The sequence below is a fragment of the Exiguobacterium sp. s75 genome, assembly GCF_018617145.1.
Lineage (GTDB): Bacteria > Bacillota > Bacilli > Exiguobacteriales > Exiguobacteriaceae > Exiguobacterium > Exiguobacterium profundum.
Window position 1 is genome coordinate 609,555 of sequence record NZ_JACSJQ010000001.1, and the last position, 22,764, is coordinate 632,318.

General features: G+C 47.0%; 24 protein-coding genes and 2 pseudogenes. 23 read left to right on the forward strand and 3 right to left on the reverse strand.

Features of this window, described 5'->3' with window-relative positions:
- Positions 1-9 precede the first annotated feature (9 nt).
- The gene (locus KNO68_RS03120) at positions 10-1,548 is read right to left on the reverse strand and encodes an FAD-dependent monooxygenase (RefSeq protein ID WP_215112020.1); all 1,539 of its coding nucleotides are present in this window, start codon (positions 1,546-1,548) and stop codon (positions 10-12) included.
- Positions 1,549-1,660: 112 nt separating this feature from the next.
- Between KNO68_RS03120 and KNO68_RS03125 the strand changes: the two genes are divergently transcribed.
- The 13 genes and pseudogenes from KNO68_RS03125 to KNO68_RS03185 all read left to right on the forward strand — a co-directional run bounded on the left by KNO68_RS03125 (position 1,661) and on the right by KNO68_RS03185 (position 13,119).
- Positions 1,661-2,284 (forward strand): NUDIX hydrolase, encoded by a 624-nt coding sequence (locus KNO68_RS03125; RefSeq protein ID WP_312048959.1) that lies wholly within the window; start codon positions 1,661-1,663, stop codon positions 2,282-2,284.
- 40 nt (positions 2,285-2,324) lie between these two features.
- Positions 2,325-2,525, forward strand: a complete 201-nt coding sequence (locus tag KNO68_RS03130) for a DUF2187 family protein (protein WP_012726121.1) — start codon at positions 2,325-2,327, stop codon at positions 2,523-2,525.
- A gap of 16 nt (positions 2,526-2,541) precedes the next feature.
- Complete coding sequence (locus KNO68_RS03135) at positions 2,542-3,726, forward strand: DUF2157 domain-containing protein (protein ID WP_251024830.1); 1,185 nt, start codon at positions 2,542-2,544, stop codon at positions 3,724-3,726.
- Positions 3,723-4,175, forward strand: coding sequence for a GDYXXLXY domain-containing protein (locus KNO68_RS03140; RefSeq protein WP_214734162.1), 453 nt, complete (start codon positions 3,723-3,725; stop codon positions 4,173-4,175). Before KNO68_RS03135 ends, KNO68_RS03140 begins: the two co-directional genes overlap by 4 nt.
- 238 nt (positions 4,176-4,413) lie before the next feature.
- On the forward strand, positions 4,414-5,127 hold the full coding sequence (locus KNO68_RS03145) for a 3D domain-containing protein (protein WP_251024831.1): 714 nt from the start codon (positions 4,414-4,416) through the stop codon (positions 5,125-5,127).
- A 107-nt stretch (positions 5,128-5,234) separates the two neighbouring features.
- A pseudogene (locus KNO68_RS03150) lies at positions 5,235-5,951 on the forward strand (ABC transporter ATP-binding protein); the annotation flags it as partial.
- Positions 5,952-5,961: 10 nt separating this feature from the next.
- A complete protein-coding gene (locus tag KNO68_RS03155; RefSeq protein WP_214688837.1) occupies positions 5,962-7,467 on the forward strand; it encodes an ABC transporter permease/substrate-binding protein in 1,506 nt (501 codons plus the stop codon).
- Positions 7,464-8,336, forward strand: coding sequence for a diacylglycerol/lipid kinase family protein (locus KNO68_RS03160; protein ID WP_214813328.1), 873 nt, complete (start codon positions 7,464-7,466; stop codon positions 8,334-8,336). The genes KNO68_RS03155 and KNO68_RS03160 overlap by 4 nt, the downstream gene beginning before the upstream one ends.
- Positions 8,337-8,457: 121 nt before the next feature.
- Complete coding sequence (locus tag KNO68_RS03165) at positions 8,458-9,810, forward strand: sodium-dependent transporter (RefSeq protein WP_215112024.1); 1,353 nt, start codon at positions 8,458-8,460, stop codon at positions 9,808-9,810.
- 198 nt (positions 9,811-10,008) lie between these two features.
- On the forward strand, positions 10,009-10,731 hold the full coding sequence (locus KNO68_RS03170; protein WP_012726129.1) for a 5-bromo-4-chloroindolyl phosphate hydrolysis family protein: 723 nt from the start codon (positions 10,009-10,011) through the stop codon (positions 10,729-10,731).
- Positions 10,715-11,944, forward strand: a complete 1,230-nt coding sequence (locus KNO68_RS03175) for a toxic anion resistance protein (RefSeq protein WP_012726130.1) — start codon at positions 10,715-10,717, stop codon at positions 11,942-11,944. The genes KNO68_RS03170 and KNO68_RS03175 overlap by 17 nt, the downstream gene beginning before the upstream one ends.
- Before the next feature lie 50 nt (positions 11,945-11,994).
- Positions 11,995-12,570: a deoxycytidylate deaminase gene (locus KNO68_RS03180; protein WP_214813325.1), complete on the forward strand. Its 576-nt coding sequence runs from the start codon at positions 11,995-11,997 to the stop codon at positions 12,568-12,570.
- 198 nt (positions 12,571-12,768) lie between these two features.
- A complete protein-coding gene (locus KNO68_RS03185) occupies positions 12,769-13,119 on the forward strand; it encodes a hypothetical protein (protein ID WP_078146776.1) in 351 nt (116 codons plus the stop codon).
- Between the two features lie 151 nt (positions 13,120-13,270).
- On the opposite strand, the gene hisJ is transcribed toward KNO68_RS03185, so the two are convergent.
- Positions 13,271-14,089, reverse strand: coding sequence for a histidinol-phosphatase HisJ (gene hisJ / locus KNO68_RS03190; protein ID WP_215112025.1), 819 nt, complete (start codon positions 14,087-14,089; stop codon positions 13,271-13,273).
- A 110-nt stretch (positions 14,090-14,199) separates the two neighbouring features.
- Here hisJ and KNO68_RS03195 point away from each other — a divergent pair, with 110 nt between their 5' ends.
- The 9 genes and pseudogenes from KNO68_RS03195 (at position 14,200) to hisIE (ending at position 21,150) form a co-directional block, all read left to right on the forward strand.
- Positions 14,200-15,123 carry an ATP phosphoribosyltransferase regulatory subunit gene (locus KNO68_RS03195; protein WP_078146778.1) on the forward strand — a complete coding sequence of 308 codons (924 nt, stop codon included), beginning with the start codon at positions 14,200-14,202 and terminating at the stop codon, positions 15,121-15,123.
- Positions 15,120-15,728: an ATP phosphoribosyltransferase gene (gene hisG / locus KNO68_RS03200; RefSeq protein WP_078146779.1), complete on the forward strand. Its 609-nt coding sequence runs from the start codon at positions 15,120-15,122 to the stop codon at positions 15,726-15,728. The genes KNO68_RS03195 and hisG overlap by 4 nt, the downstream gene beginning before the upstream one ends.
- Positions 15,725-16,942 (forward strand): histidinol dehydrogenase, encoded by a 1,218-nt coding sequence (gene hisD / locus KNO68_RS03205; RefSeq protein WP_078146780.1) that lies wholly within the window; start codon positions 15,725-15,727, stop codon positions 16,940-16,942. The genes hisG and hisD overlap by 4 nt, the downstream gene beginning before the upstream one ends.
- Positions 16,939-17,955 carry a pyridoxal phosphate-dependent aminotransferase gene (locus KNO68_RS03210; RefSeq protein WP_215112026.1) on the forward strand — a complete coding sequence of 339 codons (1,017 nt, stop codon included), beginning with the start codon at positions 16,939-16,941 and terminating at the stop codon, positions 17,953-17,955. The genes hisD and KNO68_RS03210 overlap by 4 nt, the downstream gene beginning before the upstream one ends.
- Positions 17,942-18,529 (forward strand): imidazoleglycerol-phosphate dehydratase HisB, encoded by a 588-nt coding sequence (hisB, locus tag KNO68_RS03215; protein WP_215112027.1) that lies wholly within the window; start codon positions 17,942-17,944, stop codon positions 18,527-18,529. The genes KNO68_RS03210 and hisB overlap by 14 nt, the downstream gene beginning before the upstream one ends.
- Positions 18,526-19,113: an imidazole glycerol phosphate synthase subunit HisH gene (hisH, locus tag KNO68_RS03220; protein WP_215112381.1), complete on the forward strand. Its 588-nt coding sequence runs from the start codon at positions 18,526-18,528 to the stop codon at positions 19,111-19,113. Before hisB ends, hisH begins: the two co-directional genes overlap by 4 nt.
- Complete coding sequence (gene hisA / locus KNO68_RS03225) at positions 19,091-19,804, forward strand: 1-(5-phosphoribosyl)-5-[(5-phosphoribosylamino)methylideneamino]imidazole-4-carboxamide isomerase (RefSeq protein WP_215112028.1); 714 nt, start codon at positions 19,091-19,093, stop codon at positions 19,802-19,804. Before hisH ends, hisA begins: the two co-directional genes overlap by 23 nt.
- Entirely contained in the window at positions 19,797-20,564 is a 768-nt protein-coding gene (gene hisF, locus KNO68_RS03230; protein ID WP_215112029.1) for an imidazole glycerol phosphate synthase subunit HisF, read from the forward strand. Before hisA ends, hisF begins: the two co-directional genes overlap by 8 nt.
- Positions 20,513-21,150, forward strand: a pseudogene (hisIE, locus tag KNO68_RS14930) (bifunctional phosphoribosyl-AMP cyclohydrolase/phosphoribosyl-ATP diphosphatase HisIE). Before hisF ends, hisIE begins: the two are co-directional and overlap by 52 nt.
- Before the next feature lie 38 nt (positions 21,151-21,188).
- Here the strand turns inward: hisIE and KNO68_RS03245 are convergent.
- Complete coding sequence (locus KNO68_RS03245; RefSeq protein ID WP_078146787.1) at positions 21,189-22,112, reverse strand: DUF7916 family protein; 924 nt, start codon at positions 22,110-22,112, stop codon at positions 21,189-21,191.
- 85 nt (positions 22,113-22,197) lie between these two features.
- On the opposite strand from KNO68_RS03245, the gene KNO68_RS03250 reads away from it, so the two are divergent.
- Positions 22,198-22,752, forward strand: a complete 555-nt coding sequence (locus tag KNO68_RS03250) for a maltose acetyltransferase domain-containing protein (RefSeq protein ID WP_214684414.1) — start codon at positions 22,198-22,200, stop codon at positions 22,750-22,752.
- Positions 22,753-22,764 lie beyond the last annotated feature (12 nt).

The window sequence follows — 22,764 nt, forward strand, 5'->3', positions numbered from 1 at the left end:
TATACACGTTCAAGAAGAAGGTAGCCAGACGGCCAACTTGTCCTGTAATGGCTTTAAGCGAACGTGATGTTGCTTATGCAACAAATAACCGTCTGGACGAATGACTAATATGCCACGTTTCATATAGAGAGATTTGGCTAGTTCGTTTCCTTGATCGAAAAACGGGCGACTCGTCTTAGATAAGGTAATCGTTTGAATGAACGGCTGGTTCTTGTTCAAATAGTCATAAATGGACGTCAAATCACGTTTCCCGTCGTCAAATACGAGCACTTGAAACCGTCCGTCTGCAATTTCGGATATTTTTATCCGAAACCCGTCATCCGTTCGTAAAATCTCAGTCTCCGGAAAAATCTTTCCTTCCGCGACGCGACGAAACGGTGACCGAAGCGCATTCGGATACGATAAATGGAGCTGAGAGATCCGTTCGGTAATCTTTTGGTTGACGAGATTGACGCGAGTGAAGACATCCGCACCGATTGCTTGGAACGGCAAGAGCATCGGGAGGGTCGTCTGCAACATCTCCGTTGCGATATTCGTCGTCTGTAGCACGTTGCGGGCAACATGTTCGCGCTCGTCCCGATAGGTGGACACGACGTGATGGGGAGCGCCAGTTTTGAGATGTAACCACAGTTTCCAACCTAAGTTGAAGGCATCCGCTATCCCGGTGTTCATCCCTTGTCCGCCGACCGGGGAGTTAATATGTGCCGCATCCCCCATGAGAATGATGCGGTTGTGAATGAACGTATCGACCATGCGATTATGCACGCGGAATAAGGAGAACCACTCAACGTCGAGAATATGGACCGGCATATGACTGCGTTGTTCCACCAATTCTTGAAGGTCCGATTCTTGGAATGATTCATCCGTTCTCAAGTTTCCCGTGATACGAATTGTTTCATCCGTGAGCGGGAAGACTTCAAGCACTCCTCGATCCGAAAAAAAGATATGAACCTCTTCCCGGGATATCGGCCAATCCGCCTTCAAATCGGCTAACACCCAAGCCTCTTTAAATGATTTACCGCTAAACGGAAGGGCGAGCATCCGACGAACCGAGCTGTTTGCTCCATCGGCGGCGACAACATATTTCGCTTCAACGGCACGAGTCATCCCATCAGTCGCGGTCAAATGTGCGATGGTACGGGATGGATATTGGGTAATGGATGACAAGGTTTCCCCACGCTTCACAACATGTCCATGTTTTCGTAGGGCGCGTTCCAAAATCTCTTCGGTTTCATTTTGACGTAACAACGTCACGAACGGATAAGGGGTCACGAGTTTGGAGAACTCAAGCTTTGCTGTCCACTGTCCCGAAAAATATAGATTCCCCCGCTCGATTGTTCGGGCACGCTCAAGCACTTCTTGCGCAACATCTAAACGAGAAAACACTTCGATGGTCCGCGGCTGAATCCCGATAGCTCGTGAATTGTCCGACGGGGTCGTCTTACGATCAATGATTTGAAAAGATACGCCATATCTGGCTAAGGTGAGTCCGAGCGTCAGGCCGGTTGGTCCGGCACCGACAATCAATACATCTACTTGTTCGTCCACGCTGATCAACTCCTATCATTAATAATGATATTTCCGACATTGGCAGCGACTAAACGAAAAGTAGGGTATAGAACGATATATGATATTCGATGATGGAAGGTGAGTGAGCATTGTGCAGCCATGGATCACAGAAGAACAGATTCGAGATAGTTTTACAATGGATGAAGATTATGAACAGACAGCGGCAGTGTTAATCCCACTCGTTCAAATCAATCAGGAATGGCACGTCGTGTTTGAGGTACGCGCCCACACGATGCGGCAGCAACCTGGGGAGATCTCATTTCCAGGGGGACGCCTTGAAAAAGGAGAAACACCCGTAGAAGCGGCAATCCGGGAAACATGCGAAGAGTTAGAGATTTCTGCAGATAAAGTAGAAGTCGTAGGCAAATTGCGACCGCTTGCTACGCCTCATCGTCAATTGATTTATCCGTTTGTCGGAATCCTATCGGAAGTACCAAGTGTAGAAGGGACGGATGAGGTCGATCATTTGTTTACCGTACCGATTTCCACATTACTCATGATTGATCCATTCCACGGAGAGATGGAATGGACGATGAGTCCGGATCAAAATATTCCACTTGATCGATTGGCGAATGCTAAAGCGTACAAAAAACGGGTAATTAAAATGAAAGAACCTTTTTATGAACATGAAGACTACATCATTTGGGGACTTACTGGAAAATTCTTGACACAATTTATTAAACGGATAAAAGAAAACGTATTCAAACGGTTATAATTTCGTTATAATGATAGAAACAAATTTAGATTGGAAGTGAATGGGTGTGTCTGAAGAATTCCTCGTAGGTGATATCGTGAAGTCAACTCGTGAAGGATGGGTCGCTGAAGTGACCGCCGTACTGACCAATACTGTGATCGGTGACGTCTCGATCATGGAAGAGTTTCAACAGCTCGGACTCGAGTTCGAGAAACAAGTTTTACTAAAATCAGAATTGGAATTGATTGAACGCGCCAGCTGACCTTTTTCTGAAAGGGATGATTCAGGTGTCCATTGACAAAAAAGTACGTGAATGGCAAGAGGCGGGTTTATTGGATGAAGCGACGGGGTTAAGACTAGTCGACTATGAACATAAACGACGGGCGGCTAGTGAGCAACATGACCACAAGCCGCCCGTTTTGGTCATTGTCGGATCCATTTTGTTGGCTCTTAGCCTATTCAGTTTCGTCGCAGCCAACTGGCAAGCGATTCCCGACCTTTTGAAAATCGGTTTGTTTCTTCTTTTTATGGTTGGATTCTATGTCTTTGCCGAGCGGGTTCGCTTGAAAACACCAAGATATGTCACGCTGTTACGTGTACTAGGGTTCGTTTTCTTTATCGCGACCATGGCGGTCATCTTCACGACGTATAATCTGTCTGGCCAATTGACTCTATTGTTCTGGATTATCTTTGCGATGGCAGTACTTCATCGCATCTTGTATGAGCACGTCATATTCTCCATGATCACCGCAATCGCTGCATTTTTAGCCATCACCAATAGTTTCGAAAGCATCGGGCTGATTTTGATTGGGATTGCACTAATCGTGACATGGGTATGGTTCCATTTCGTCGATGAATCGTTGGACCGCACGTTCGCATGGCTAACCTTTTATGGCCTTCTCAATATTTTCGGCCAGTATATCGATTATGAGGGAAGACTGTGGCCGCTTTGGTCACTCGTCATCTTGCATGCATTGCTCTTATTCTATCGAAAACAAGCCGCATGGCAAGCAACGTATCTGTTCACTGCGGCCGTTCTATCAATTGGTTATTTAATTAACGTGACAGAAAGTTGGCTCTCCCAAAGACCGCCTTCCGTCATTGAAGCGACACTCTTGTCGGTGGCACTCGTTGCCGTCTATTTGATTCACAGACGAAACGACCTACTCTGGGTAAGTTTCCTTGCAGTCATCCCATTTGCACTGTTTGAGGATTCAGGAGTTTTACTGGCAATCATCATCGAGGTGATTGCACTTGCATACTTGATTCGCCAAGACGTGACACGACAACCGACAATATTCGCCTTCATCTATTTCTTAATCGTTCAAATGACAATTTACTTCATCTACGTATGGGACCGGCTCGATATCTCACTCTTCTTCTTGATTGGTGCGTTAATTGTCTTTGCGTTGTCACTCGCATTATGGTGGCGTAATCGAACGAGAGGGGATGTGACGACATGAAACGGTTTTCTGTTTGGGTGATCCCGGTTGCTCAAGTCTTGATTGCCATCGTCTTTGTGATTCTTGTCTATGCCATATCGTGGGTCGGGGAGACGTACACATTTAAAGGGTCTTCGTTCGAGCCTTATGACCCTTATTTTGGAGATTCCATCTATCTCGAATATGATGCCTTCAAAGGACGACAAGATGTCGAAACCGGAACGGTATATGTTTCCTTTAAAGAAGGGGAAGAGGGTTATGCAGTCATCGATCGAATTGAGTCGAAACCGTTTTTTGGTGGCATTCGGGCAAACTATTATGATCGACTTCTTTATATAGAAGAAATGGGTTCGTATCGTGTGTCTCAAGATGAGATGGATGCTATAAAAGGAAAGCAATCGTTCACGGTTCAAGTTGATGTCGCACCGTGGGGGATGCTCAGAATGTATGAAATTGAGTCAAATGAATAAGATTTAATCATGACAGGAAGATTACAGGTTTGTTACACGATTGATTGTAACGAATCTGTAATTTTTTTGTGAACATAAGGAATACCAACGTTTTTTTCAATTGTTACAATCTGTAACCACTTTTTTTGCCATATGTCAGGAATGTTTCACTTCGATAAAATCACTACTTTGACGGGACTTGTCGTGGTAAATTAACATCTGTTCGTTACATAACGAGAAAGGTGATGACCCTACTACGATGAAATTATTAAAATATATAATCGTCATTGGAGCTACGATGATGGGGCTGTTCACATTCATGGATCAGGCAGATGCTGCTCAGATCGGAATCGGGACAGAACAAAAAATTGTACAAAACCCGCTTGAACTAGAACGACAAGCAATTGAAGAAGAACGACAAAAAGAAATCGCCCGCCAAAAGAAACTTGCTGAAGAAAAACGTATCGCAGAAGAGAAGCGGATCGAAGCAGAACGTCTTGCAGAAGAGAAAGCAAAAGAAGAAGCCGAGAAAGCAAGACTTGCGAAACTTGAAGCAGAACGAAAAGCGGAAGAGGAGCGAAAAGCAGCGGAACAGGCAACAGCTGCAAAAACGTCGACTTCAGCTACGCAAACAGTCAGTGCGACACCGGTATCTACATCTATAAAGGTTATTACAGTCGAATCGACGGCTTATTCAAATGATGTTGCAGATAATAAGGCATACGGCGGTCGTGTATTAACGGCCACGGGTCATGATGTGACCGACTCGATTTATTATAACGGGATGCGAATTATCGCAGTCGACCCAGCCATCATCCCATTAGGCTCTAAAGTCCATATTCAAGGTGTCGGTGATGCGATCGCCCTTGATACAGGTGGCCGAATCAAAGGTCATATCGTCGATTTATTAGTCGATTCAAAACAGGACGCGATCCAATGGGGGCGTCGACATATTGAAGTAACGCTATACTAAAAATCAGGTTCTCCAATTAGGAGAGCCTTTTTTTGTTTAACAAAGTAGAGAAACGGGCAAAATACTATTTGAATTTCCATTTTGGAAATAGTTGAGGAGGGATCAGGTTGATTGAGTTTCGTGATGTATCAAAACGTTATGAAGACGGGACGTTAGCCGTCAAAGACTTGAATTTAACTGTAGAAAAAGGAGAAATATTTGTATTGATCGGTCCTTCAGGTTGTGGCAAGACCACGACGATGAAAATGGTGAATCGATTAATCGATCATACGGATGGGAAAATTTTAATCGATGGAAAAGAAATCTATCAATTCGATATTTTTGAACTACGCCGTAATATCGGTTATGTACTCCAACAGATTGCATTATTCCCTCACTTAACTGTGGAAGAAAATATTTCTGTCGTACCGGAATTATTAAAGTGGAAAAAAGACCGAACAAAAGAGCGAGTGACCGAATTAATGAAAATCGCCGGACTGGACCCGAAACTTCGCTCGAAGAAGCCAGCAGAATTATCAGGAGGACAACAGCAACGCGTCGGCGTATTGCGTGCCTTAGCTGCAGACCCTGACGTCATCCTTATGGACGAACCCTTTTCTGCGCTTGATCCGATCAGCCGTGGTCAATTGCAAGATGACATTAAACGATTAAATGATGAGCTCGGGAAAACCATTTTATTTGTCACACACGACATGCAAGAAGCGATGAAGCTTGGTGATCGCATCGCGTTGATGCGTGACGGGGAACTCATGTTGATCGGTACGCCTGAAGAGATATTGGCGAGTGAAGACCCATTCGTCTTAGAATTTACACAACGCGGAAGAGGTGAGCTAGATGCTTGAGACGTTCCAAAATAGACAAGGACAGCTTGTCGAGGCACTGATTGAGCACTTACAGCTCTCTGTCGTATCGCTTTTGATTGCCGTATTGATTGCCGTACCATTGGGAATCTGGCTGACGCGCCGTAAGAAAATCGCCGAAACCGCCATTGGTGTCACTGCGATTATTCAAACGATTCCGTCGCTTGCCTTACTCGGATTAATGATTCCGCTCGTTGGAATCGGGGCATTACCTGCCATTATTGCGCTTGTCTTATATGCGCTCCTACCTATTTTACGAAACACGTTCACCGGTTTAAACGAAGTGGATAAATCGTTGCTTGAAGCCGCTCGAGCTTGTGGGATGAAGCCGAATCAAAGTTTGATGAAAGTTGAACTCCCGCTTGCTTTACCGGTCATCATGGCTGGTATACGGACCGCGATGGTTCTGATTGTCGGTACGGCGACGCTCGCTGCTTTAGTCGGAGCAGGTGGACTCGGTACGCTGATTTTGCTCGGGATTAATCGGAATGACAATTACTTAATTTTACTCGGGGCCATCCCGGCCGCGATTTTGGCACTCTTATTTGACTTCTTGTTGCGTCAGATGGAAGGTGCGACGGCGACTCGAAACAAGGCGAAATTGATTGCTGTTTCTACTGTCCTCGCCTTGGTCATCGTCACACCGCTCGCGTTCGGTCGTTCGCAAGAAACAGACTTAGTCGTTGCCGGAAAACTTGGTCCTGAGCCAGAGATTTTAATGAATATGTATAAATTATTGATTGAAGAAGAAACGGATTTGACCGTATCGGTGAAACCGAACTTTGGGGAAACAACATTCGTATGGGGGGCCCTCCAATCAGGGGATGTCGATATTTACCCTGAATTCACTGGGACCGCACTCGCGAGTCTCGTCAAAGAAACGCCTGAGTCAAACGATGCCGGTGAAGTGTACGAGCAAGCAAGAGAAGCGCTTGCTGAAGATGGATATGTGATGCTCGAACCGATGAAATTTAACAATACGTATGCACTCGCGATTCCACGTGATTATGCAGAGGCGGAAGGCATTACGGCCATTTCTGATTTACGGAATGTCGAGTCGGACATCAAGGCCGGTTTCACGCTTGAATTCACGGACCGTGAAGACGGATACCCAGGACTTCAAAACGAGTATGGGCTTGATTTCCCATCTGTCGTCTCGATGGAGCAAAAACTGCGTTATCGTGCCATCTCACGAGGAGATGTCAATTTAGTAGACGCCTATGCGACGGACCCTGATATTGCCGAGAACGACCTGGTCGTCTTAGAAGACGATCGTCAATTCTTCCCACCATACCAGGGAGCGCCACTCATGAAGGAAGAGACACTTGAAGAGTATCCAGAAATCGAGGATGCGCTCAATCAGCTCGCAGGTAAAATCACAGACGAACAAATGTCTGAATTGAATCGACGGGTCGCGTACGGAAATGAACGCGCGTACGATGTAGCGAAAGACTTCTTAGAACAGGAAGGATTACTATGAGAGCTTTGATTATTTCGAATCCGAAGTCCGGTACGAGCGAGACGATGCTCGGCGAAGTCATCGGAACGATTGAATCGCTCTATGAAGAAATCATCATCAAAAAGACACAGGAAATCGGGGACGCGCTCCGATTAGCCGAAACAAGTGAATCGTTCGACCATCTGATTGTCATTGGCGGGGACGGTACGCTAAACGAAGTAGTGAATGGGTTAATGACCTTACAGCGCGAGGAACGGCCGACAGTCGGCATCATTCCAGCAGGAACATGTAATGACTTCGCACGAGCGCTTGAACTGCCAATTCAACCGACACAGGCTGCTCAAATCATTCGTTCCTCTCACGAACAATATGTCGATGTCATTCAAGTCGATGAGATGTATGCGCTCAATTTCGTAGGCGTCGGTTTGATCGCGGATACATCTCGTCAAATCGATCCGGATGAAAAAGAATCATTAGGCTCAATCGGATATTTTTTAGCGACCATCCGTCAGTTCCGTGAAGCGGACCCATTCAACATCACGCTTCGGCGGGGCAGTGAAGTAATATATGACGGTGACGTTAGTTTTCTCTATGTTGGGAACGGGAGTTATCTCGGTACGGTCCCGACCAAACTTGAGACACAATCGTTTTCCGACGGGCTGTTAGAAGTGGTACACAGCTCGGCAATCGGATTTCCGATGATTCGTCAATTGTTAGCCCAGCAACTCGGTCTTGATCAAAAATCGGCGGAGTGGAATCACTTTCAGGCTTCACATGTTGAAGTCGAGTTAAACGAACCTCAAATCATTGATATCGATGGTGAACATTTCGAAACCGATCACTTGACGATACGGATTCGAGAGCGAGCCCTCACGTTTTTAACGCCATAAAGCATCAACAGAGAAAAGTATTCAGACTTTTCTCTGTTTTTTGTTGTCCTCATCTTGGAACCGTGTTAGTATTTCACTATTATTATGAAAATGAAATGAAAAAGAGGAAGTAGGGGTAAACATGGCGCAAAATTCATTCGCCTCAAAAATTGGATTCATACTAGCTGCCGCAGGGTCAGCAATCGGTTTAGGTGCAATCTGGAAGTTTCCATATGTCACCGGAACGAGCGGGGGCGGTGCCTTTTTACTCATGTTTTTGGCGTTCACATTATTACTTGGTCTGCCATTATTGATTGGAGAATTCATTGTCGGACGTTCGACTCAAAAGACTGCGCTTCTTGCTTTCAAACAGTTAGGGCATGGCCGTTGGACCATTATCGGCTACTTAGGTGTCCTTGCTTGTTTCTTGTTACTTTCCTTCTATAGTGTTATTGGGGGATGGGTCCTCATCTATATTGGACTCGGTTTAAGTGGGACGCTCAGTGGACGTTCGGCTGACGAATTTGGTGAGGTGTTCGGGAACGTCGTATCGACACCTGAAATTGCCGTACTCGGACAATTCTTGTTCCTCTTAATCACACTCTTAATTGTCTTACGTGGCGTTGAAGCAGGGATTGAACGAATGAGTAAAATTTTGATGCCACTCTTGTTCATCAGTTTCTTAGTTCTCGTGGTCCGCTCGTTGACGCTTGACGGAGCGATGGAAGGCGTTCGTTTCTTCTTACAGCCTGACTTTTCTGCATTGACTGGCGAATCGGTATTGTTTGCCCTCGGACAGGCGTTCTTCTCCTTATCGTTAGGGGTGGCAGCGATGCTGACATATGCGTCTTATATAAAGACGAAAGGAACATTGAACCGGTCGGCTAACATGATTGTCTTGTTGAACATTGCGGTTTCACTTTTAGCAGGTCTAGCCATCTTCCCGGCAGTCTTTGCAACAGGTCTTGATCCGGCTGAAGGTCCAGCGTTACTCTTTGTTGTTTTACCGGCAGTCTTCAACCAAGTACCGCTCGGTGGATTCTTCATGGTCTTGTTCTTCTTATTGTTTGCTTTCGCATCGATCACATCGTCGATTGCCATGTTAGAAGTCGTCGTCGCAGGTGTGACCGACCGTCTGAATGAAAAGAAATCGTCATGGACGAAAAAGAAAGTGACGGTGACAGCCGCCCTTCTCGTCTTCATCGTGGGAGTACCATCCGCGCTGTCGTTCGGACTCTTGAGTGATGTACAGATTTGGAACGGTCGGACGTTCTTCGATACGATGGACTATCTCGTCAGCTACATTTTAATGCCGACGGGTGCACTCTTGACTTCAATCTTTGTCGGATATGTCGTTGACCAACGTGTCCTAAAGGATGAAATCGAAACATCCAAACCTGGTGTGAAGCTTTACCCAATCTGGCATGCGCTCATTCGCTATGTCATTCCTGTAACTGTCGCGATTGTCATGGTATCTACATGGATCACCACATAACAAACGAACCGTAGGCTCTATGAGTCTACGGTTTTTTTCGTCTCGCAACGGGAAAGTAGTCGATATAGGTAGTTGATTCTACACCTGTGGACGGAGGTATCGACGAATTTTATTATGCTAAAATGATAGGGATGACGAAACTTTTGTTGAGTGGTTTCGTAATGTACAATAGAAGTAACATGAGATGAGGTGAAAAGAATGAAAACATGGATGAAATGGGCCCTGACAGGGGCAGTCATATACTTTGCCATTAACGTATTCGATTTCTCCTGGTTATTCATTATTGTAGGGGCGCTCGTCTTGAATGAAGTGTGGTCGACGAACAAGCGCAAACATCGTCAACGAACACCGACAACGGTGGCAAAACGTGCCAAGAAGAAACTGTTGCTAGATGAGGAAGAATCGTTCTCTGGATCGAGGATTTTAAAACCGATTGAAGAGCCGATGCCTACACGACAATTCGAGGCAACAGACGATTTAGAACTTCAATTTTTGCAACGGACGATTGAGCAAGGATATGAGAAGTTACAACAAATCGACCGTGTTCTTCCAGATATTAAGGATGTAGAGGTGAGGCGTGAAATGAAGGCCGTCTCAAAAGAGGCACATGAATTGTTCGAAGAACTCTTCGAAAATCCACAAGACGCCAAGCATGTTCGAGACCTGTTCACATTCTATTTAGATTCCCTCGTCTCGGTCGTCTTGAAATTTAAAGAGCTTGAAGGAAAACGAGTCGTCATTCAAGAAGAGACTCGGGAACAATTAATCACTAATATGCGACTAATTGTCGATAAATTTAAAGAACAACGCGGACGTCTCCTTGAAGATGACGCCGTAGACTTTGAACGTGAACTGATCATGATGGAGCGGGTCTTATCTGATCAGCCGGAAGGGAGAAAGAAACATGACTTCATCGAATGAAACGAACTGGCAGTCATGGCCGGAAGAAGAACTGACTTCTGATACGAAAACAAAAACCGAGACGGAGGGGTTCAGTGACCCATCTGTCGAATGGTCATCCGTTACACAGCCCCATGAAGTGCCGGCCATTCAAGCGAAACCGGACGTGCCTCAAGAGCATCGTGAGCGCATCACGCGTTTGGCTGAATCCATTGATATTAAGAAGACAGACTCTGTCATGTTGTTCGGGTCGAACGTCCAACGTGAACTTTCCCAATTCTCTGATCAAATTTTGACGGAAGTGCGGATGAAAGATGGCGGCGATGCCGGGAAACTGTTGTCTGATTTGATGCAAAACGTCCGTAAGATGGACCCGGATATGCTTCAACCGGAGAAAAAGAGTTTTATGGATAATATTCCGCTCATCGGTCGTGCGAAGAAGAAGGCTGAAAACTATAAGCTTCAGTTCGAAAAAATGAACGTCTATTTGGAAGAGGTCATCCATAACCTCGATCGTGCGAAGTTCGGTCTCATGAAAGACATCACGATGCTCGATCAGATGTATGATAAGAACAAGCGGTATTTCGAAGAGTTGAACGTCTATATCGCTGCCGGTGAGACAAAACTTGACCATGTGCGGGAACATGAGATTGCTCCGTTACGTCAAGAAGTAGAAATTTCTAAAGATCAATCGAAGCTTCAACAATTGAACGATATGATTCAATTAGCGGACCGTTTTGAGAAAAAGTTGCACGATTTAAAATTGAGTCGTACAATCAGCCTTCAAATGGCACCTCAAATTCGGGTCATTCAGCAGAACAACCAAATCCTTGCTGAAAAGATCGAGTCAGCGGTCGTCAACACGATTCCGCTTTGGAAAAACCAAGTCGTTCTCGCGCTCAGCTTGACACGGCAGAAAACGGCACTTCGTATGCAACAGGACGTGACGAAGACGACAAACCAACTGCTTGAGCAGAACTCGAAGATGCTCAAAGATTCATCGATTGAAATTGCTCAAGAGAATGAAAAAGGGATTGTCTCTGTTGAATCACTGAAAGTCGCTCACGAGAACTTACTTTCTACGTTGGATGAAACTTTACGCATCCAGCAAGAAGGGAAGCAAAAACGTCGTGACGCCGAGCGCGAACTTGACCGCATGGAGCACGAATTGAAGGAGAAGGTCATCGAAATCGCTTCGAAAAATAAAGAACTACCAAAGGACACTGGATACTAAAGGGGAAGTCTGAGCAATCAGACTTTCCTTTTCGACGAGGAGGGACTTGAGTGGAGAAGCAACGATTGTGGGATGAGACGTGGTTATTATTCGCTGATATGATGGCCGAGCGGCACTCGAAGTGTGCATCGAAGAGTGTGGCCTGTGTCATTGTAAAAGACGAAAAACCGATTTCAATTGGTCTGAATGGTACACCATCTGGTCATACGAACTGTAATGAAATCTATATCAAGCAAGAAGATGGGTTCTATAAGCATGCCGACTATGTTGCATCGACGGATCTCAATATGATCAACGAACCGGCACGACTCATCCGAGATGGCGTGACATATATCAAGTGTACAGACCCATATGATCACCATCACTGGTCGAAACAACATGAAATCCATGCGGAAATCAATGCGATTGGAAAACTCGCTGCCGATTCAACGAATGCATTTGGTGCGACAGCGTATGTCACGCATTCACCATGTCATGCCTGTTCACTCGCCTTAATTGCGGCACGTGTCGCGCGAGTCGTATATGCCGTCGGTTATGAGCATGGGGATGGGTTAGAATTGATGCGTGAAAGCGGGATTGAAGTGTTACATATGCCACTTGAAAAAATGTACAAAAATACATTGTAAACGTTTTCATTAGGTGATATATTATTAATGTACTGCCAATGGTGTTTTACTCTTCCATTATTCGCCCCTCCTCGGAGGGGCCTTTTTTTGTTCAAAATAAGGTGAGACAAACTTTACACATAATGTTCAATATTTCACAATATACTCTTTATAATCTCTTATATAATAAAAGTAGATTCAAGAGAGGGGAATTTACTCATGGAAAAACTCGTTCGCTTTACAGATGGTGCATATGAAGTAGAGGCGTTGATCACACTCGAAGAAGTGTGGGAAGATAAATTTGCGATTGGCATGCACAAGGAGCTTGCCGTCAAATCATTAACCATTAACGGAAATGAAGTATCAGAGATTAAACATGTTCGTGCACTCCTTCGATACTATCCGACGCTTGGTGTATCAGGAATCTTGTTGGCATTAGATAAGGCGGCTGCTGAGATTGTCGCATTGTCGAAAGATCAAGATCCAGCGCTCCAATACGTTGAACTCGTGGCCATTCAGATGGACGAAGAAGCAACAAACGACTTAAAAACATTATACGCAGCGATGTGATTTCAATTGGGTGAGTCATTTCACCCAATTTTTTATTGCATCTTTTATTCCTTATGGTATGATGTTTACAGATGAAGAAATGGAACGCCATATCGTTGTCAACCATAAGCATGGGGATCTAGATAGCTAGATCGCTGTCAAAAAGCCACGTTCATAGGAACGTGGCTTTTTTTTGTTCAATGAAGTCGAATCCAGCCGCCACATCGTGTGCGAGATGCGCATCCGAACCCATCGTGAACGGGATGTGCAGGTCGTTCGCGGATTTTGCAAGTCCGGCGACGTAAGGTACCCCACAATCCGGTTTTCGGAGTCCGGCCGTGTTGAAGTCAAGTCCGAATCCCCGGTCGGCAATCATCTGTAACAGACGTATTTCTTCCTCCTTTACTTTTGAGCGGTCCCATTCATAGTTTCTTTGATACTTTATCGGGAGATCGAGATGTCCGATACGAGCGACACGGATGTCTTCCCACGAAAATGAGAGACCCTGTTCAATCGACTCATAATAAGCTCTCAAGACGCTCTCGAATGAGCCAAACGCTTTGATGAGTTCATCAAACGTCTCGGCAGAATAATCAATCGGCATATAGGCGCCATCTCTATATAGGAAATGTTGCGATAAAATGACTTCATCAATCAATGGTGCGAAAGGCTTGAGTAAGGCAATGGTCTCTTTCTCTAAATGAGGCAATAAGTCGACTTCTAATCCAACTTTAATGTCGATAACCGCTTGATACTGCTGTTTCATCTGATGCAACGTATCGAGGTATTCTGGAAGTAGATCAATCGACATCGCCGAGTCTTGATTCGGGACCGGGTCGGTGAACGATAGGGGGAAAGGCGCATGTTCTGTGAACGTCATCGTTTGCAAGCCTTTTTCGATTCCGACTTGAATATAGTGTTCAATCGGGTCATTTGTACCGTGTGGACAAAAAGGGGTATGCACATGGCCATCGTGGGTAAAGTTAAACATCGATTACACGTCCTTTTCAGTTCATTTGGTTGACAGGTGTTTATCTGTTTGATAAATTTAACACAATACTTTAGTTTGGTAAAGTGATAACAAGATAAAGGGTGGTTATGATGATTTGGTCAAATTCAAAAGGTTCGATTCCAGAAGGCTGGTATGAACTTCAATCAGGAGATGTCATCCGTCCAAAACGATGGATGTTGTCATTTTTAGAGAAGGCAGAGTCGAGCGGCTACGCAGTCATCGATCCACCGCTTCTCGAATACTATTCACATTATCAAAATTTAGCGCTCTTTGACGAGTCAGCCTATTATCGATTGTTCGGGAACGACGGGGAACTTCTCGTCATGCGCCCTGACTATACACTACAAATCGCAAGAAAGTTAGCAGACGGTCATGAACCGATGCGTGTCGCTTACGCTGGTGCCGTCTATCGTCGGACGGTCAAACATTCCGGGCAACCCCATGAACGGCAACAGCTTGGACTCGAATGGGTCGATGGCGAAGAGAAGGACAGTCATCTAATTGAGTCCTTTCTCGATATGACGGAAGGGGTCCTGCCTACCGAACGTTTGACCATCAAAATTGGGTCAGCAGCCGTCATCTCGCTCATCGCGAAAGAGACAGGGATTCAGGAACGAACATTCCGAAAAATCTTAGCACTTCGAAACTTAGAATCATTACGTGAATTAGCAGAGACGTATCGCTATCCGTTGATTGCGAAGCTGCCCTTTTTAATCGGGAATTCTGCACTCGAAGAATTACGGGCTGAGGCACCGGAATCTTTAAAGGAAGCCATCGATGAAGTCGACGAGGCAGTAAAACACTTGCGTACCATCGGTTTAGAGGTGTCTTACGATTTCGGTCAAACGGGAGACTTTGATTACTACTCAGGATTGACCGTGACGGGAAGTGTGGAAGGCAAGCGTGTCCTTTCAGGAGGACGATATGATTCACTCTATGGACATTTTGGACACTCGAGACGAGCGTTCGGAATGTCGCTCGATTTAGAACAGTTAGATGAGGTGATTAAATGAAAGTAGCGGTCGCGAAAGGTCGGATTGAAAAAGCAGCCCGTCAATTTTTTGTCGAACGTGACTTACCCGTATGGCCAGAGAAGCGGGGACGTGAGTTGACGGTACAAGCAGGAAATCATGAATTCATTTTCGTCAAAGGGGACGACGTCTATAAATATGTGATGCATGGAGCGGCAGATGTTGGCATAGTCGGCGGTGATATTTTACGAGAAAAAACGCCAGGCGTACTCGAAGTCGTCGATTTACCGTTCGGTCGCTGTCGAATGGCCGTGTGTGGTCCAAAAGTTCGACGCAACGGCACAAAGAAATTGAAAGTGGCGAGTAAATATCCGAATATCGCCATATCACACTTTGCATCGAAGCGACAAAACGTAGAAGTCATTGCATTGAACGGGTCAGTCGAACTGGCTCCGTTAACGGGACTCGCTGATTGCATCGTCGACATCGTTGAGACAGGCGCGACGTTGGCTGCAAACGACTTGGAAGAATACGAGGCGATTTTTTCAATCAATGCAAAATTCATCACGAGTGAGACAGCTTTAGCGGAACAGCCTGACGAATTGAAGGCCTGGATTCGAAAGATGAGTCAGGAGGAGAACGCATGAGTACAGAAACGAATCGCTCAAGGCGCGAAGCTTGGGCCGAAGCCGTGAAACCGATCGTGGAATCGATCGAGGCCCGCGGAGACGAAGCGCTGCTTGAGTGGACGAAACAATTCGACGGGGTCGACCGAATTGAATCGGTCGATTTGGCCAGCTTTAATCCGCCAGTCGCATATGCTGAATTGACAGAGGCGCTGTCGTTAGCAGCAGAACGGATTCGTGCATTTCACGCGCGCCAAGTCCGACAAGACGATGTGTTCGAAGATACGATGTTCCGACTTGGGAGACGCTATATGCCGCTGGATTCGGTAGGGGTTTATGTACCAGGTGGGACAGCCGTCTATCCGTCGAGCGTCCTGATGAATATCATTCCGGCGAAAGTGGCCGGTGTCAAACGAGTCGTCATGGTCACCCCACCAAAAGCAGATGGGATTGACATTTCCCTTTTGATTGCAGCAAAAATCGCAGGTGCCGATGAATGTTTTCTAATCGGAGGTGCCCAAGCCGTTGCCGCACTCGCATATGGGACAGAAACGATTCGTCCGGTCGATAAGATTGTCGGACCCGGAAATGCTTATGTTGCGACGGCGAAGGCGCTCGTCTCACACATCGTCGGGATCGACTCCGTCGCCGGACCGTCTGAAGTGTTGATCATTGCCGATGAAACGGCGAACCCGAAGTGGGTTGCCGCCGACCTGCTCGCACAAGCGGAACATGACGTCGAGGCGACGGCGATCGCGCTCGTCACGTCAGAAACCCTTCGCAATCAAATCGAGCAGGAGCTTGAGCGACAATTAGCGCAATTACCACGCCAGGACATTGCGAGAGAATCATTGAAACGTGGCGGAGTCTTATATCGGACAATCGAGGATGCAATCGAATACGCGAACACGATGGCAGCGGAGCATGTCCAATTGGCCGTAAAAGATCCTGAGGTGTTGATGCGTGCGATTCGTCACGGTGGTTCGTTCTTTCTCGGACATGAGGCGGCCGAAGCATTTGGAGACTATATCGCTGGACCGAACCACGTCTTGCCGACAAGCGGGACGGCCCGCTTCTCTAGTGGACTATCGGTCGATGACTTTTATCGCCGTCAGACATTCCTTGAGATGACAGAACTGGATGAGACGATTACAAAGGCCGCGATTCGAATCGCCAAACAAGAACAATTAGAAGGACACGCCCGTGCGATGGCTGTTCGGATGGAGGACGTATGAGACGAAATTATCAGAACATCCCACGCTATGTACCTCATGCCGCTTCGGGATATGCGCTCAATCAAAATGAAAGTCAATATCCGTTACCAGAACGTCTCGAACGAGCTATTCGAGACGTATCACTCGAGGCACTCAGCCGTTATCCAGTCGAAGAATTGCTTGTCTTAAAAGCGAGCTATGCTGACTATGCGGGAGTCGAGCCGACACAACTCATGGTCGGGAGCGGGAGCGATGAGCTATTGGCCATCTTGAGTCAAGCGATTTTGGATACGGAAGACCGTGTGGTCGCACCGGCCCCCGATTTTTCGATGTATGGGATCTACACACAAATTGCCAGAGGGCACTTCACACAACCGGACGAACAGGGTTTGCGTTACGAGACGTTGATTGAGGTCATTCGAGCAACCGACCCTAAACTCGTCTTGATCTCGAATCCGAATAATCCGACCGGTAAGATGTGGACACTAGACGAATTGTCGGACATTGCGACACGTGTACCGTATCTGGTCGTGGATGAAGCCTATATTGATTTCACGATGAAAGATACATTTGTGTCTCGATTGAGCGAATATCCGAACGTCATCATCTTAAGGACGTTATCGAAAGCGTTCGGTCTTGCGAACCTCCGGATTGGTTTCATGATTGCATCTGAAGAAATTATCGAACAGATCGACCGGTTCCGTTCACCGTTCAACGTGAGTGGACTCAGTGCCGCTGTCGCCAACGTCGTCTTACGGGATAAAACGTATATTCAAGAGTCGATTCAGTTCCATACTGCTCAACGTGAGAAGTTAACGGAGTTGTTACGACCGATTGGTGAGATTTTACCGAGCCGTGCCAACTTTATCTATGTCAAAACGGATGATAGCGAGGGATGGGCTTCCCGCTTCCTTGAAAAAAGAGTCCATGTACGTGCATTTCCGGATGGATTACGTGTCAGTGCAGGGACGGACGAGGCGTATGCCTTAATCCAACAAACGATTGAAGAGGTGAATTCTGTTGAGAACAGCTGAACTAAAGCGTGAAACAAAAGAGACAAAAATTGATATTCAATTAAATCTAGACGGAACAGGTGAAAGTTCTATCCAAACAGGGGTCGGCTTCTTCGATCACATGTTGACGTTACTTGCTTTTCACAGTCAGATGGACTTGCATGTGAAAGTTGAAGGTGATACGTGGGTCGATGCCCACCATACGGTCGAGGATGTCGGGATCGCACTCGGTCAGCTTATCGCCAAGTCACTCGGGGATAAAGTCGGAATTCGCCGCTACGGGTCGAGTTACATGCCGATGGATGAGACGCTAGCACGAGCGGTCATTGATGTGTCAGGGCGTCCCTTCCTCGTCTATCAAGCGGATATTCGCAATCCGAAGCTTGGCGATTTTGATACCGAGCTCGCTGAGGAATTTTTCCGGGCCGTTGCCATGAATGGTCGACTTACACTGCACTTAACTGTCCTGTACGGGTCGAACTCACATCACATGATTGAAGGGTTGTTCAAAGCGTTCGGACGAGCGCTTGCCGAGGCGGTCTCGAGCGATGGGACGAATCGTCTCCCTTCTACGAAAGGATGGATCGAAGGATGAAAGTAGCGGTCATCGATTATGGAATGGGAAACGTATTTAATGTCGAACGTGCGTTACAGGCCATCGGTTGCTACGTCGTAATCACGAACGATGCAAAACAAATTGAAGAGGCGGATGCTATTTTACTTCCTGGCGTCGGTGCTTTTCCGCAAGCGATGCAATCACTCGAACAAACGGGACTCATCCCACTATTGCAACGAATGGCGACGGAGAAACCGTTTTTGGGAATCTGTCTTGGGATGCAGCTCTTGTTTGATTCGAGCACGGAAGGGATGCCGACAAAAGGTCTCGGGTTGATTCCGGGAACGGTCGAGCGGATGCGAGCGAAGCGTCTTCCACACGTGGGATGGAACTCGATCCTCCGTGATGAGGATGTCTATTTTGTCCACTCTTACCACGCCGTGACAGATGAAGAGCACATCGTGACAGCGGCTGAATACATGGGTGAGAAAGTTCCGGCAATCGTTCAAAAAGGGCTCGTGACGGGCATGCAGTTTCACCCGGAAAAGAGCGGGACGTTCGGTCTCAGCTTACTTCAAGAATGGAAGGAGGCGGTCGAGCGTGAGATTACTACCCGCCATTGATTTGATTGGAGGCAAGATCGTTCGTTTGACAGAAGGTGATTTTTCTACGGAAGAACAATACGGAGATCCGTATGAATTATTAAAAGCGTGGCAAGGAAAAGTTCCGATGATTCACTTGATTGATTTAGAAGGGGCCAAGGCAGGTGAGCCGCGTCATTTAGACGTTGTCCGTTATGCGAAGTCTCTAGGGTTCCTTGTCCAGACAGGAGGTGGGATTCGTTCAGAAGCCGCACTTGATGCGGTCATGGAAACGGGTGCGGACCGCGTCCTTTTAGGAACGAAGGCGTTTACGGATTCTGACTTTTTGGACAAGGCGATTGAAAAGTATGGCAAGCGAGTCGCTGTGGCACTCGATGCCTATGACGGGAAGGTGGCCATTAACGGATGGCAGGAAGCGACAAAGCTCGATGACATCTCGGTCGCACAAGACCTTGTCAAACGGGGGATCGAGACGATTCTATATACCGACATCGGATCTGACGGGAAACTGAATGGACCGAACGTTTCTCGCATGAAGGCGTTACGTCAAATCGTCAATGTCACATTGATCGCTTCAGGCGGTGTGACGACTGAAGAGGACGTGAAGGAACTGAAGATGGCAAAAATTGATGAAGCCGTCGTCGGAAAAGCGCTCCTGTCCGGCAAGGTGAGTATCGAAGAACTGATTGAATGGGAGGCGCGTTATGCTTAAACGCAGAATTATTCCATGTCTTGACGTGAAAGAAGGCCGTGTCGTCAAAGGAATCGAATTCGTTCAACTACGAGACATCGGGGACCCGGTCGAGATTGCGAAATATTATGATGAGTCCGGAGCCGATGAACTTGTCTTTCTTGACATCACGGCAAGTACGGAGCGTCGCCAGACGATGCTCGATGTCGTCAGTGCGGTAGCGCGGAAAGTATTCATCCCGCTGACGGTCGGAGGTGGGATTCGTTCACTCGAGGATATCTCGTCACTATTAAAAGCAGGGGCGGACAAAGTATCGTTGAACACGCTCGCTGTAGAATCCCCAAGTCTCATTCGTGAAGCGGCCGATCGTTTCGGTTCACAATGTATCGTCGTCGCAATCGACGTAAAGTTTGAAGATGGCGAATATTATGTGTACACATATGGTGGAAAACAGAAGACGGACCTGTTGGCGGTCGAATGGGCGAAACAAGTGGCCGCGCTCGGTGCGGGTGAACTTCTTGTCACGTCCATGAACCAAGATGGAAAGCAGAACGGTTATGACCTTGCGATTTTAGAACAACTTCGTGAAGTCGTCGACATTCCGATTATCGCATCCGGTGGGGCAGGCAATGCCGAGCACGTAGTCGAAGCGCTTGAGAAAGTCGATGCCGCATTACTTGCATCCATCTTACATGACCGAAAAACGACAGTAGAAGAGGTGAAGCACGTATGCACGAGTCACAACTTGCCGATGCGGTTCGTTTCGACGAAAATGGACTGATTCCCGCCATCATCGTCTCAGACGACGACGGGGCGGTCCTCATGCTCGGATATATGAATGATGAGGCAATCCGACAGACGCTTCGTGAACGGGTCGTCACGTTCTGGTCTCGTTCAAAAGGGCGGCTGTGGATGAAAGGAGAGACGAGCGGAAATACATTAGACGTCGTCAGCATCCACGTCGACTGTGACCAGGATGCGCTTCTCGTTCGTGTTCATGCGAACGGTCCGACGTGTCATACCGGTAATCGAAGCTGTTTCTTTACGGAGGTGAACGTATGATTCATGAATTGGAACAATTGATTCAATTTAGAAAAAATGAACCGAAAGAAGGTTCGTATACGACTTATTTATTGGAACAAGGCGTTGAAAAAATCGCGAAAAAGTTCGGGGAAGAAGCGTTTGAGGTCGTCATTACTGCTATGACGGATGAAGACTTGGTTGAAGAGTCAGCCGACCTTCTGTATCACTTACTCGTCTTGTTAGCAGCCAAAGGTGTGCGCTTAGAGGATGTGGAAGCGTTACTCGCCAAGCGTCACGGTACTACCACACCGGCGAAACCACGTCGCGACGTCACGGAATGGTAAATAAAAGAGGAAGGAGACGCGCTCCTTCCTCTTTTGTATTACCGATTGACCGAGGCGGCCATGCGAATGTATGTATGACGTCGCCCGCGAATGGCAATGGAAAGTGCCTGAATGTTCTCTGGGACGGCAATCCCCGACAGTCCGGCGTCACCGATGTGCACGATGTCTGCTCCGCCTCGTTTTGAAGAGAGCGCAATCTCCCGAACGGTCGCAACATCTGCACCTTCTTGTGACGTTCCAATCGCCGCTAACGTGAGAGCACCGAGCGATTGCAACTCCTGAACGAGTTCGTAGAACGATTCTTCACGGACACCAGGTACGGTGCCTGGAGCTGGTAGTAGGATAATGTCTGCGCCGGCTTCGACGAAGCGGATATACGCGTCGCGGTCCAATACATTGCCGGCACCAGCCTGATGCATTTTCCCGGCAATGATGACCCCTGCGAATTCACGACGCGCTTGGATGATCGCTTGTTCGATGGCTTCATTCGTAACTCCGGTATTCGGATTGCCTGTCAAACAGACGAAGTCAATCCCGAGCTCAGATGCTTTTTGGAACGCTTCGATTGAAGCGAGCCTGCCTCGTTTCACTTCATTCATCTCGGACGACTTCTCTGAAAAATCGACAGGTTCCAAGTTGACTCCAATTGGCAATCCGATCAGACGTTTTAGTTCTAGAATCGGATGGTCGCTCATCTCATCACCTGGCATGTCGCCGAACAGCGCGTGACTTTCGAGTCCTTTGATGTACGGGTGAAACACATCCAACATATTCAATAAAATCAAATCGGCACCGAACGCTCGCGCGAGTTCTGCGTTTGTCACTTCTGGATAGAGTGGCTGCACCGTTGGGATGACCTCGGCCATGACCGTTCGACCTTCTGCTTTTCGAATCGAATCGACTAAATCTTGACGATTAAACGTGATAAAATCACTTGCCCGACATTCCAGTATTCGTTTCATATGATCTGCCTCCTTCTGCTCATCCTTATCTCTATTCCCTATACCGTTCAAAAATCCTCTATACTACAAGTGAGGAGGGATGAACATGACAGAAAAAGAGAAGATGATTCGTGGTGAACTGTATTTAGCTGGTGATGAAACGCTCGTTACAGACCGTAAGCGTGCCCGGAGATTGACTGAACGATTCAATCGTTTAGGGATCGATGAGTTGGAAGAACGAAATGAGATTCTTAGTGAGTTACTCGGTTCAACGAAAGGGTCGTATTATATCGAACCGAATTTCAAATGTGATTATGGGTATAACATCCACGTAGGAGATCGATTCTATGCGAATTTTGATTGTATCTTTCTAGACATCTGTCCCATCACGTTTGGGGATGACTGCATGCTTGCGCCGGCGGTACATATTTACACGGCAACACACCCGATCGACCCGATTGAGCGCATCTCTGGATATGAGTTCGGGAAACCCGTGACCATCGGGGACCGAGTATGGATTGGTGGTGGGGCCATCATCAATCCGGGGGTGACGATTGGGGATGAGGCAGTCATCGCATCCGGTGCCGTCGTCACAAAAGATGTACCACCTCGAACAGTCGTCGGAGGAAATCCGGCACGTGTGATCAAGACGATCGACTGACAAAAACTCCTG